The organism is Caballeronia udeis, from assembly GCF_044909315.1.
GTDB classification, from domain to species: domain Bacteria; phylum Pseudomonadota; class Gammaproteobacteria; order Burkholderiales; family Burkholderiaceae; genus Caballeronia; species Caballeronia udeis_A.
This window is the reverse complement of the sequence record NZ_JBIYEB010000071.1, coordinates 1-12,743: the sequence shown is the minus strand read 5'-3', so window position 1 is coordinate 12,743 and position 12,743 is coordinate 1. Positions and strand designations below refer to the sequence as shown.

Below are 12,743 nucleotides of genomic sequence, written 5' to 3'. Positions count from 1 at the left end.
CCAAGATCCATGAAGCCTTCCTGAAGTTCGCCGTTTGCCTCATCTGTTGGAGTGCTCTCAAGCGATCTGTTCAGCCTTTTTGAAACCGTCTCTTATTGTTTTCTGCGAATTCATCGGACCATCGAGCCAACCTCGGACAGAGATCGAGAGCAAGAGCACTAAACATAAACGACTGGAACGGCAAGGAGATCGGCGTGGGAATTGGAAAAGACGTGAAGTTGTTGGGTGGAGTGGGTCTGCTGCTGATGGGATGCTCGGCTGGGGCATTCGCGCAAAGCAGTGTCTATATAACGGGTTTTCTGGGCGCTGGAATTGGTTACACAAGCAACGTTGGAGGGCACTCAAGCGTGTCTGAGACCAATGGTGTACTGCGTCCGAACTCGTTTGCAATGCAGGGCAAGGAAGACTTGGGTGGTGGTCTGCAGGCTCTTTTCTATCTCGGCAGTCTGTTTTCGATGAGTACAGGAACGGTCCTTGGTGTACCCGGTAGCCTTTTCTCCCGGGAATCATATGTTGGTCTGTCGAATCAATATGGCACCTTGACCTTCGGTCAGCAGCGCGATTTTATGTTTGACATGTCAACGCACGGGTATGCGGGTGGCTACAACCAGGGCCTCTGGGGTGCTCACCAGGGACCGTTTCCGACCTTCGGCGTGCCGTACGTGGTCGGTGGCTCTTACGACTTTGACCGGCTCAACGGGGAGGCCATCAATAATGCAGTCAAGTTCAGGAGCGCGAATTTCAACGGGATAACTTTCGGAGCAATGTACGGCTTTGGTGGCGTTGCCGGTCAATTCGGGAATTCCAGTTCATCGAGTTTTACCGTCAACTATGATTTCGGTTCGGGCGGCGTGGGTGCGGCGTATACGATGGCGAAGCCGCCCACGATCGACAACGGTAATAATGGCATCCGGAACGTTGGCGTAGGCGGCAAGTATCAGTTGGCGCCGGTTCAATTGTCGGTGCTGGGGACGATCTCTCGCAATACAGGAACGGGAGCGCAGATCGATGCCATCGACGCGACCGTGAGCTACGACATCAGCCCGTTCTGGAATTTCGCCGCGACCTATACCTATATGGGTGGCAATCACGTACTGGATAGCGTCCACGCAAACCAGGCGGATGCTACGTTGACTTACCGCCTTTCGAAGCGCACCTCGGTGTACGGAACCTATGTCTGGCAGAGGGCATCGGGCAAGGGCGCGCTCGCCCGCATCAACTCGACCGCAACAAGTCCATCGGGTTCCGACGCCCAGACGATGGTGGGAATCAGTATCGCGCATCTTTTTTAGTCGTTGCGCGAAGACTCTTGATCACGGGGATGACGACATTTGTAGTGCCGGCCGGATACACGTTCAACCTCGACGGTGCAGCAATCTACCTTGGCATTGGCGCGCTTTTCGTAGCCCAGTTATATGGTATCCATCTGGGGGTGCAGCAACAGATCCTGCTGACGCTGACGATGGTCGTCACATCCAAAGGTGTTGCAGCGGTATCGTGAATGGTGTTTGTGACCGCAAACCCACGCCGGCGTTACGGGTCGCGAGCCAGGGAAACTGCATCGAAATACAGGCGCCCCCTGTCGGGGCGTCTTCATCGTGGGCCGGAGGGCCTGTATTGCATCCCTAGCCAAGCTCATGCAATGTTTCCAGAATGACGTCTCTTAGCCATGCCGTTGCCGCGACGTTGTGTTGTCGCGCATGCCAATGCAGGGTGACATCAAACGTAGGAATCTCAATCGGAAGTTCCAATACTCTTAACGGGCTATAAGTCTGAAAGACCCTTGCGACCCGGGTCGGTACTATGGCCACGAGGTCGGTCCTGGCAAGCAACCCGGGAAGTCCGGTGAAGTTTGCAAGCTTTGCCGTAATTTGTTGAGCGAGACCGCGTTCTCGTAACGCATCTTCTATCATTCGATGTCCCGTGAATGGCGATGAGACAACAACGTGGCGCGCGGTCGTGAAAGCGTGGAGCGTCATTTCGTCGCCGATCGAATTTGCATGTCTGCTTAGCAGGCAAACATACCTTTCTTTGAAAAGAGGCGCGCGCATCGTGCTGCCTAGCCGGATAGCCGCCAGGTTTCCGATCGCGGCGTCTAGCCGTCCCGATGCAAGCATCTCGGGAATCGACTCCACTGCGGTAGGCATGACTTCCAGAGTGACGTGCGGAGCCTCGGCCGAAAGGCGTTCGAGCAACGGCGGCAAGAACACCAGTTCGCCGATATCGGACATGGACACGCGGAAACGGCGCTGCGACTTTGCGGCGACGAATACTTTGTTCGAATCAACCGCATGTTCGACCAGCGCGAGAGCGCCACAGAAATCACTATAGATTCTTTCTCCGCTTTCCGTTGGGCGCATGCCACCGGGCGTGCGTTCGAAAAGTGGATCGTCGAATAGCTCTCTTAGCTTGGCAAGTGAATAACTGACGGTCGGCTGGGTCAGGCAAAGGTGTTGCGCGGCCCGAGTGACGCTGCCTTTGTCATAGATGGCGAGGAAAACCTTCACCAGATTCAGATCGATGTTAGTAGGTAGCACGTGTCCAGCAAACGGGTTCGTGAGGCGCAAATTTTGTCAATCGACTATGTCTATAACGATATCAGAGCCAGTGTATTTTCTGAAGGCAAGAGACCTGTAAATGGCCCCTAAAACTCAGTTATTCAGGGCATACCCTTATTATCGATGTAATCTATAACGATGCCAAAATCATTCGATTAGATGCCGTTCGCTTTCACGTTTAGCCTTGTGACTACACATGAAGACGCCCGACCCAAGAACGAGTCGGACGCGCTGGAATACAAGGAGATAAAGTGGAACGGTCCTTTCAAGCAGAAGTGCGGAGCCTTTCGTTAGGCAAGGGCGAAGTCTTTCGAGGCGAGGGCATTCTCGCGGTCACCAAAGCCCTGTTGCAATCTGGTGTCAGCTATATCGGCGGCTACCAGGGTGCGCCCGTTTCGCATCTGATCGACGTGCTCGGCGACGCGCGGGACATGCTCGATGAACTCGGCATCTACTTCGAAAACAGTGCGTCTGAAGCCGGCGCGGCAGCCATGCTCGGCGCGTCGATCAATCATCCGGTGCGTGGCGCCGTTACCTGGAAGTCGACGGTTGGCACCAATGTCGCCTCGGACGCTCTATCGAATCTTGCCTCCGCGGGCGTGATTGGCGGCGCGGTTGTCGTACTTGGAGAAGACTATGGCGAAGGCTCCAGCATTATCCAGGAGCGCACTCACGCGTTCGCAATGAAATCGCAAATGTGGTTGCTTGATCCTCGACCCAATCTCACGTCCATCGTGGACGCGGTCGAGCAGAGTTTCGAATTGTCGGAGGCCACGAACACGCCTGTCATGCTGCAGTTGCGCATTCGTGCGTGCCACGTGCATGGCGAATTCATATGCAAGGACAATCGAGCGCCGGCAATCTCCCGGAAGCACCTGATAGAAGACGCAAAATTCGACTACGGCAAGATCTGCCTGCCTCCGTCGACCTACGCGCACGAAAAGCAGAAGATCGAGCAGCGCTGGCCGGCGGCATTGAGCTTCATCCGCGAGCACCGCTTAAATGAAACGTTCGAGGGTTCGTCTACTCAGTCGGTTGGCGTGATCCTGCAAGGCGGCCTGTATAACGGCGTGTTGCGCGCGCTCCAGCAACTGGGCCTTGCCGATGCGTTCGGAGACAGCCGACTGCCGTTGCAGGTGCTCAACGTGGTTTATCCACTTGTTCCTGACGAGATCGTTGCATTTTGCAAGGGCAAGACCGATGTGCTGATCGTGGAGGAAGGGCAGCCCAATTACATCGAGGACGCAATTGAGTCGATTCTTCGCAAGAACAATGTATTGGCACGGGTGTTCGGGAAGAGTGTCTTGCCAATGGCTGGCGAATATACCGGCGAAGTTCTGCTGCGGGGCATCACCCGTTTTCTGGAGACGACCAAGCCGGAAGGCGTCGACCTGCAGCACGCAACGGACGTATCGTCGGATCTCACTGGCCTGAAGAACACGGCGGCCGACCTGCTCGACGGCGCAGTGCCAAACCGTCCTCCAGGTTTCTGCGTTGGCTGTCCGGAGCGACCGGTGTTCTCGGCGGTAAAGTTGGTTCAGCGGAAACTCGGACAGATTCACGTCAGTGCGGATATTGGCTGTCATACGTTCGGGACACTTCCGCCGTTTAACATCGGCAGCACCGTGCTTGGCTATGGACTCGGACTAGCCAGCTCGTCAGGTATCGCGCCGTTGATGAACAGTCGCGTGGTCAGCATCATGGGCGACGGCGGATTCTGGCATAACGGGTTCACCAGCGGCGTCATCAACGCGATTCATAACAAGCATGATTCCGTGCTGTTGATCATGAAGAACGGGTATACCTCCGCGACGGGCACGCAAAACATTCCGTCTTCGATCAAGACGGGTGAAACGGCGCCGTTGCCGCTGGATATTTCGAGGGCGCTCAGGAGCGTGGGAGTCGACTGGGTCAAGACGGTGACGAGCTACAAGGTGTCGCAGATGGCCGATGCGCTCACTGATGCCATGACCACCGGGAAACCGGGCCTGAAGGTGATTATCGCGGATGGTGAATGCCAGCTCGAGCGCCAGCGCCGAATCAAACCGGTCAATGCAAAACGCCTGAAACAGGGCAAACGGGTCGTCCGTACCCGCTTCGGCATAGACGACGACGTTTGCACGGGCGATCATTCATGCATCCGCTTGTCCGGCTGTCCGTCCCTGACGATCAAACCGAATCCGAGCGCCTTGCGTACTGATCCCGTCGCGACGGTCAACCAGAACTGCGTGGGTTGCGGACTATGCGGCGAGGTCTCGCACGCTGCCGTTTTGTGTCCGTCTTTCTACAAAGTGGACGTGATACAGAATCCGACACTTGGTGAACGCATGCTGGCCCGGATAAGGGCGTTCGTCATCGACCGGCTAGCCGGCTCGCGTTCACTTTCGCGCGCGGTCTGAGACCATGATAAAACCCATTACAATCCTTGTCGCTGCGCTTGGCGGCGAAGGCGGCGGCGTGCTGGCTGACTGGCTCATCGGCGCAGCAGACGCGCACGATTTTCCGGTCCAGAGCACGTCGATTCCTGGCGTTGCGCAACGAACTGGCGCAACAACCTACTACATCGAGATTTACCCCGTCCCACGTTCGGAGCTAGGTGGCCGCAAGCCGGTCTTTTCCTTGACACCCAATCCGGGTGACATCGATGTTGCCGTGGCGTCGGAACTGGTTGAGGCGGCCCGGATCGTCCAGGGCGGTTTCTCACATCCGCGGCGTACGGCGATGATCGGATCGACTCATCGTGAGTACGCCGTGTCGGAGAAAATGGCCATGGCGGACGGCCGCTACCAGCCACAGAAGGCGCTGGACGCGTTGCGGGCCATGGCGCGTAGCTGCGTACTGTTCGACATGCGTGAAGTGGCATGGCGCAACGGCACAGTGATCAACACAGTGATGTTCGGTGCGATGGCTGGAACCGGGGTATTGCCGGTGTCACGTGCGTCGTGCGAAGCCGCGATCCGGGCGTCGGGCAAGGCCGTTGACGCAAGTCTGAAGGGGTTTGCGGCAGGCTACTCGATGGCGAAGGAGAGGCAGCTATCGCTCGCAGACGGTCCCGGTGCTGGCATCTTGCCGGCCGCGTTGCATGACGTGATCCGGGCGGGCGCAGAGCTGACTACCGATTACCAGGACGAACGTTACGCCCAGGAGTATCGCACGATCGTAGAGTCATTGCGGCACCTTGAACTGGATGCGGGCGGCGGTCCTGCAGAGTGTCCAGTCACGCGGGAGGCCGCTCGCTTCCTCGCACTCTGGATGAGCTATGAGGACGTGATCCGCGTGGCGGATCTAAAGACGCGAAGTACCCGATTGGAGAGGATCCGCAAGGAAGTGTCTGCAGGGTCCGAGGACGTAATAAAGCTGACCGAATTTCTCAAGCCGGGTCTCGATGAAATGCTCTCCGTCCTCCCGCCGAAACTTGCTTATTGGGTCGCCCGGCGCAAGGTGCTGACGCACAAGTCGCTTAATGCTGGTTTGTACATTCGTACGGATACGGTGAGCGGCTTCATGGTGTTGTGCGCGTTGCGCAGCCTGCGACGTTTACGCCGCCATACCTCGCGCTTCCGGAACGAGCACGATTTGATCGTCAGGTGGCTTGATGCCATTCGCCGGTTGCTCGCCACGCGGAACCTGAGCCAGGCTGCGTATGAACTAGCGTTATCGGGCAATCTGGTCAAGGGGTATGGCCAGACTCATGCGCGTGGGCGAAAGAATCTCCAAGCCATTCTCGCGGATATCGACGGGCAAAACTTGAACCTGACTGACGGGCTGGCTGCTCGCATCAAGCTGGCTGGCAGGCTTGCCGAGCGCATCAAGCTGGCGCGAGAAGCCGCGCTGGCAGACCCCGAAGGTCACGAGCTCGCGCAGGCATTGGGGCTGCCTGCGCCGGAACCAGCGTTCAAGCCGATCAAATTCGTTCGCAACAAGCGCGCGGCATAGTCGCTGCGAAGCCTTGAGCACCATGTTGTAAGAATGACGTCGGCTAAGAAGTTTTATTTTTGACGTACAGGTTAGTCAGTTTTCGCACGTAAATACAGCTCCAGAAAGATTCGGCGCTGTGCACGATGGATCAACTAAGTATAGCTAATTGTCCCGGTAGTGAGCGGTCATCTGAAAATATCGGATTCTTTTGGAGAAAAAACATGTCTCATCGAGTTCACTCAACTATGTCGTTCGCCGTTCCTCTTCTTGCCGTACTGACAGCATTGGCGTCCACGGATGCGTTTTCTGAAAACCTGGTCGCCAAGATAGCAGTGGCGGGACCGAGTACAGGACAGCTTGCAAGTCTCGGCAAGGATGTGCAAAACAGCGGTCAGTTGGCTATTGAGGCGCTAAACGCGCAGAACATTACCGTGGATGGTAAACACGTTCGCTTCGAGCTTGTCTCGGCCGACGATGCTGCCGACCCCCGCACTGGCACAATCGTCGCCCAGCAGCTCGTTGATGATCATGTCGTGGCGGTCGTGGGTCATATCAACTCCGGGGTCGCGATTCCGGTGTCGCGCATTTACAGCCAGGCGGGCATTTCGTTCATCTCAAGTGGCGCCTCCAATCCCACGTTGACTGCGCAGGGTTTCAACAACACTTTTCGCGTCGTGGCTGACGATAACGCACAGGCGCGAGGAATGGTTCAATTCCTCAGCGGTCGGCTGCAAGCAAAGCGCATCGGTTTGGTAGACGATAGAACTGCTTACGGGCAAGGCCTCGGAGACCAGGTCGCCAAGGATGCAAACGCATCCGGAATTGAAGTGACAAGAGAATTTACGAATGACAAGGCCGTAGACTTCCGCGCGATTCTCACCACTCTAAAGGCGGGCCATCCGGACGCCATTGTATTGGCCAGCACCGATGCCATCGCGTCCCCTTTTGTCAAGCAAATGAAGGCGCTTGGCATGGACGATGTTCATTTCGTAGGTGGCGACGGAATCTGTACGGAGAACTGGGTACGAGTAGCAGCGTCTGCCGCGGAAGACAAATATTGCACCCAGACAGGTGCACCGTTTGACGAACTACCTGGGGCAAAAGAGTTTGAGCAGAACTATCAGACTCACTTTCATCAACCCCCCGAGTATTTTGGGCCATACACGTATGACGCTGTCATGGTGGTCGGTGAGGCAATTCGTAAGGCGAAGTCCCTTGACCCTCAAAGGCTGATTGAAGCCTTGCATACGATCGACTACACGGGCGTGACGGGCAAAATCGAATTTGATAAGAAAGGCGATCAGAAATACGCGGCTGTGTCGGTTTACCAAGTGAAGTCACAGAAAATCACGTCGCTGGGGGTTGTCGGGAAAATGTAGCTCGTTACGCACAAGATCAGCGTCTCCTCGGAGACGCTGATCGATGCAGCTGATGACACCGCCTGGAAAACGGTGGCCGTGATAGAGCGATTTTGATTTCTTCATCGCGTCGTCTTATCTGGCGAGTCACTCAACCTGACAACGAAGGACCGGGAGCCGCCAAGTCACGGCCGCAGCCGTACGAGCCCCCTGATACCGCCAGTGAAGCGACTGCGCGGTCATCGCGTAGTGCCGTAGGAATTGCCGTCATTCCTGTTGAACTGCTTGAATGAATCCATGCAGCAGCGGACTGGCAACCTCGGGTCAACCCGGATTGTGGCAGCAAGTTTGTCCGCTTATCTTTCTACATCATACGTATGATGTAGAAAGAAATCATGGCGACACTACACCGGCAGGTGCTGAATCAGATGGGCGAGCAGATTTGCTCGGGCAAGTTTGCGCCGGGGGATATTCTTCCCGCCGAGCCCGTGCTCGCCGAGCAGATGCAGGTAAGCCGCATCACCATCCGCGAGACCGTGAAATCGCTCTCCGCCAAAGGCATGCTCGAAGTGCGCCGGCGTTACGGCACGATCGTGTTGCCGCGCTCGCAATGGCAGTTGTTTGATCCGGACGTGATCACGTGGCGCGCGCGAGTGGGAGCGATCGACGAAGGTCTGATCCAGGACCTGATGGAGCTGCGGCTGATCATCGAGCCGAATGCGGCCAAGCTCGCGGCCAAGCGCGCGACGGCGGAGGATCGCGTTGCGGTGCGGCGTGCCTTCAAGTCGATGGAGCGCGCCGTCGCCGGCCACGGCGAATACGTCCCCGCGGACCTGGCGTTCCACGGTGCGATCCTTACCGCCTGCCACAACCAGTTCATCCAGCAGATGCAGAACGCGCTGTCGGCGATCCTGCGCACGAGCTTCGAACTCAGCTCCGAAATAGCCGGTGGTTCGGCCCGTTCGCTGCCGATGCACGAGGCGCTTTGCGTCGCGATCGAGACAGGCGATCCGGCGGGAGCAGAAGAGGCGGTTCTCACGCTCATCAAGCGCGCAGAGAAGGACTTTGAAGACCGCGCCGCGCTGAATCTCGTCGCCAACGACGCACCCATCTGACGTCCTAACCAGCGGATTTGAAATCAACGTTATCGCGACCGACGTTCCGGCCGCGAGGGGCGCAATCGCGTCTCCTACTTGCACACCCGGAAAGGAACAGCGTATGACACAGCTATTCGACTTGAGCGGCCGCACTGCGCTCGTAACAGGCTCGGCGCGAGGCATTGGCTTCGCGCTCGCCGAGGGGCTCGCCACGGCAGGCGCCAGCGTGATCCTGAACGGCACGCGTGCCGACACGGTCGCCGAAGCGGTAGACCGGCTCAAAAGCAAGGGATTCGATGCCCAAGGCCGTGCCTTCGACGTGACCGACGAACAGGCCGTCGCCGATGCGTTCGCGCAATGGGACAAGGACGGAGTGCGGGTCGACATCGTCATCAACAACGCCGGCATCCAGTTTCGCAAGTCGCTTGTCGAGCTCGAACTGAGCGACTGGCAGCGTGTGATCGACACCAACCTGACGAGCGCGTTCATCGTTTCGAAGCAGGCAGCGCGGCGCATGATCGCGCGCGGCACGGGCGGCAAGATCATCAATATCGGCTCGCTCACGAGCGAAGCCGGGCGCGCCACGGTGGGCGCCTACACGACGGCCAAAGGTGGCATCAAGATGCTCACCCGCGCGATGAGCGCCGAGTGGGCGTCGTCAGACATTCAGGCGAACGCGATCGGTCCGGGCTACATCCTGACCGACATGAACAAGCCGCTCGTCGAGAACGCGACCTTCGATGCCTGGGTCAAGAGCAGCAATCCTTCGCAACGCTGGGGCAGGCCGGAAGAGCTCGTCGGCACAGCGGTATACCTGGCGTCCTCGGCATCGAGTTATGTGAACGGCCAGATCATCTACGTCGATGGAGGTTGGCTGGCCGTGCTTTAAATGCAAGTCCGCGCGGGGACATCAGAACAAAAAGAATGACCCGCGCTCACCGAATAGTGCGTGTGCCATACCGATCTGGAGACATCATGGAAAGCATCAAACCCGTTGCACCCCAAAGATGGTGGTATCTGATGCCCATCATCTTCATCACCTACAGTCTTGCGTATCTGGACCGCGCGAACTACGGCTTCGCCGCGGCGGCCGGAATCAACAGGGATCTCGGCATCTCGCAAGGCACCTCGTCGCTGATCGGCTCGTTGTTCTTTCTCGGCTACTGCCTGTTCCAGGTACCTGGTGCGATCTACGCGCAGCGCAACAGCGTGAAGAAGTTGATTTTTTTCAGCCTGGTCCTGTGGGGCCTGTGCGCCGCGGCGACCGGCATGGTCAGCAATATTCCGATGCTCATGGTGTTGCGCTTCGTGCTCGGGGTGGTGGAAGCCGCCGTGATGCCGTCGATGCTGATGTACATCAGCCGGTGGTTCACGCGCACTGAACGCTCACGTGCCAACACGTTCCTGATTCTCGGCAATCCGGTGACGGTGCTGTGGATGTCGGTCGTTTCGGGCTATCTGGTCCACAGCTTCGGCTGGCGCGAGATGTTCGTCTTCGAAGGCATCCCGGCGCTCATCTGGGCGGTGGTCTGGTGGTTCACCGTGCAGGATCGCCCAGCTGAGGTGACCTGGATGAGCGATGCCGAGAAGGTCGAATTCAGCGCCCGCCTGAAGGCTGAGCAGGCGGACATCGCTCCAGTGCGCGACTACAAGGCTGCGTTCCGTTCGTCGATCGTCTGGAAATGCTGCGCGATTCATGCGCTGTGGAGCATCGGGGTGTACGGCTTCATCATGTGGCTGCCTTCGATTCTCAAGGCTGCTTCAACGATCGATATTGTTTCCGTCGGCTGGCTCGCCGCAGTTCCCTATCTCGCGGCGATTATCCTGATGCTGCTCGCGTCCTGGCTTTCGGACAAGACCCGCAACCGCAAGCTGTTCGTGTGGCCGCTGCTTCTCGTGGGGACCATTGCATTCGTGGCTTCGTATCTGGTCGGCGGATCGCACTTCTGGATCTCCTTCGCGCTGTTGGTTGTGGCGGGCGCTACGATGTATGCACCGTACGGTCCATTTTTCGCGCTGATACCGGAGCTGATTCCGGGCAACGTGCTGGGTGGCGCAATCGGCCTGGTCAACGCGTGCGGCGCACTGGGTGCGTTCGCTGGCTCGTATATCGTCGGCTACTTGAACGGCGTGACCGGCAGTCCCGCAGCCTCGTATATCTTCATGGCGGCCGGCCTGCTTCTCTCGGTCATCCTGATGATCACCGTACCGGCGCATTCCGGGCAGCGCGTGAAGGACAAAGAGCCGCTCTCGCTGCGCCGCACGTAAGAGACCGCGTAATGCAGCTTCATTTTATTGATTCGATTCTGGCAGACTCAAAATGGCAACCCTGATTACCGACGTAAAAGTCATCCTGACCGCTCCGGAAGGCATCAACCTGATTGTCGTCAAACTTGAGACTAACCAGGACGGACTGTATGGGCTCGGCTGCGCGACCTTTGCCTACCGGCATGTCGCGGTCAAGTGTCTGATCGAGGAGTATCTGAGACCGTTGTTGATTGGCAGGGATGCCGAGGCGATCGAAGAGCTTTGGCAGTTGATGCATCAGAACGCTTACTGGCGCAATGGTCCGATCGAGAACAACGCTATCTCTGGCATCGACATGGCCTTGTGGGATATCAAGGGCAAGATGGCGAATATGCCCCTGTATCAACTTTTCGGGGGCAAGTGCCGCGAAGGAGTACCGATCTATCGGCATGCCGATGGCCGTGACCTGAATGAGTTGTGCGAGAACATCCAGAGGTACCGCGAGCAGGGCATCACGCACATTCGTTGTCAAAGTGGCGGCTATGGTGGAGGCGGCTATGGCAAGGCGCCGTCGAGCGCGCCTCAGGGCGCTGCGGACGGCGTATATCTCGACAGCAGAAAGTACATGCGGGAAACGCTCAAGCTGTTCGATGGTATTCGCAGCAAGGTTGGCTTTGACGTCGCTTTGTGCCATGACGTGCATGGACGGCTGAAACCGGTCGAAGCAATCAGGTTCGCATGTGAGCTGGAACAGTACGACCTGTTCTTTCTCGAAGATGCGATCGCGTTGGAAGAAGGCGAATGGATTCGTCAGTTGCGCTCGAAAACTACGACACCTGTGGCCCAGGGCGAGCTCTTCAACAATCCTTCCGAGTGGCGCTTCCTGATCACCGAGCGCTTGATCGATTACATCCGGGTTCACCTTAGCCAGATCGGCGGAATCACGGCAGGGCGCAAGCTGCAGATCTTTGCAGAGCAATTCGGCGTGAGGACGGCGTGGCACGGCCCGGGCGACATGTCGCCGCTGGCGCATGCGGCGAATATTCACATTGACCTTGCCTCACCCAACTTCGGCGTGCAGGAATGGTCTGGCACCGAGCCGCCGAACTTCGTGATCCAGGAACTCAAGGGACCGAGAGCCGCTTTGCTCGATGTCTTTCCCGGTCTTCCCGAGTTCAGGGATGGACACGTGTACGCGAACGACAAACCGGGCCTCGGGGTGGACATTGACGAGGCCGAGGCCGGGAAATATCCATGTGAGAACACTGTGACGACGTGGACCCAGACGCGCTTGAAAGACGGGACACTGCAAACCCCATAGGGGTTCTGTTGTAGCCGTGTTGACTAGTCAGGTGGCCTCGGGACGACTGATTCCGGAGCCACGCGTTTGCCATGTCCGGTGCAGCTCATGCCTTCAGATGCGGCCCAAGGAGTGACAGGTCGGCAATGCCGAGGCGGTCGCTCGCGGTTTGCACCTGGTGCCAGTATGGGTAAAGCAGAGGAGGTGCGCTGACCTTGTCCAGCCGCGCGCGCTGATCTGCGCTCAGGGCGAGGTTCGCCGCGCC

The 12,743-nt window shown here is 57.8% G+C and carries 10 protein-coding genes; 9 read left to right on the top strand and 1 reads right to left on the bottom strand.

The features are described from left to right. The first annotated feature begins 194 nt into the window (after nt 1-194). Together ABH944_RS44285 and ABH944_RS44280 are read left to right on the top strand one after the other, a co-directional pair. A complete protein-coding gene (locus tag ABH944_RS44285; protein WP_404615705.1) occupies nt 195-1,292 on the top strand; it encodes a porin in 1,098 nt (365 codons plus the stop codon). 29 nt (nt 1,293-1,321) lie between these two features. Next, nucleotides 1,322-1,501, top strand: coding sequence for a cation:dicarboxylate symporter family transporter (locus ABH944_RS44280; protein ID WP_404615707.1), 180 nt, complete (start codon nt 1,322-1,324; stop codon nt 1,499-1,501). A 124-nt stretch (nt 1,502-1,625) separates the two neighbouring features. Here the strand turns inward: ABH944_RS44280 and ABH944_RS44275 are convergent, their stop codons facing one another. Further along, the gene (locus ABH944_RS44275; protein ID WP_404615709.1) at nt 1,626-2,567 is read right to left on the bottom strand and encodes a LysR family transcriptional regulator; all 942 of its coding nucleotides are present in this window, start codon (nt 2,565-2,567) and stop codon (nt 1,626-1,628) included. A gap of 242 nt (nt 2,568-2,809) precedes the next feature. On the opposite strand from ABH944_RS44275, the gene ABH944_RS44270 reads away from it, so the two are divergent. The 7 genes from ABH944_RS44270 (at nt 2,810) to ABH944_RS44240 (ending at nt 12,499) form a co-directional block, all read left to right on the top strand. Continuing rightward, nucleotides 2,810-4,957, top strand: coding sequence for a thiamine pyrophosphate-dependent enzyme (locus ABH944_RS44270; protein WP_404615711.1), 2,148 nt, complete (start codon nt 2,810-2,812; stop codon nt 4,955-4,957). A gap of 4 nt (nt 4,958-4,961) precedes the next feature. Next, on the top strand, nt 4,962-6,494 hold the full coding sequence (locus tag ABH944_RS44265) for a DUF6537 domain-containing protein (protein ID WP_404615713.1): 1,533 nt from the start codon (nt 4,962-4,964) through the stop codon (nt 6,492-6,494). Nucleotides 6,495-6,697: 203 nt separating this feature from the next. Then, the gene (locus ABH944_RS44260; protein ID WP_404615715.1) at nt 6,698-7,855 is read left to right on the top strand and encodes a branched-chain amino acid ABC transporter substrate-binding protein; all 1,158 of its coding nucleotides are present in this window, start codon (nt 6,698-6,700) and stop codon (nt 7,853-7,855) included. Nucleotides 7,856-8,229: 374 nt separating this feature from the next. Continuing rightward, nucleotides 8,230-8,949: a FadR/GntR family transcriptional regulator gene (locus ABH944_RS44255; protein ID WP_404615717.1), complete on the top strand. Its 720-nt coding sequence runs from the start codon at nt 8,230-8,232 to the stop codon at nt 8,947-8,949. 103 nt (nt 8,950-9,052) lie between these two features. Beyond that, on the top strand, nt 9,053-9,820 hold the full coding sequence (locus ABH944_RS44250; RefSeq protein ID WP_404615719.1) for an SDR family oxidoreductase: 768 nt from the start codon (nt 9,053-9,055) through the stop codon (nt 9,818-9,820). 86 nt (nt 9,821-9,906) lie between these two features. Beyond that, on the top strand, nt 9,907-11,199 hold the full coding sequence (locus ABH944_RS44245) for an MFS transporter (RefSeq protein ID WP_404615721.1): 1,293 nt from the start codon (nt 9,907-9,909) through the stop codon (nt 11,197-11,199). Between the two features lie 52 nt (nt 11,200-11,251). Continuing rightward, nucleotides 11,252-12,499 (top strand): enolase C-terminal domain-like protein, encoded by a 1,248-nt coding sequence (locus ABH944_RS44240; RefSeq protein WP_404615723.1) that lies wholly within the window; start codon nt 11,252-11,254, stop codon nt 12,497-12,499. Nucleotides 12,500-12,743: the final 244 nt, after the last annotated feature.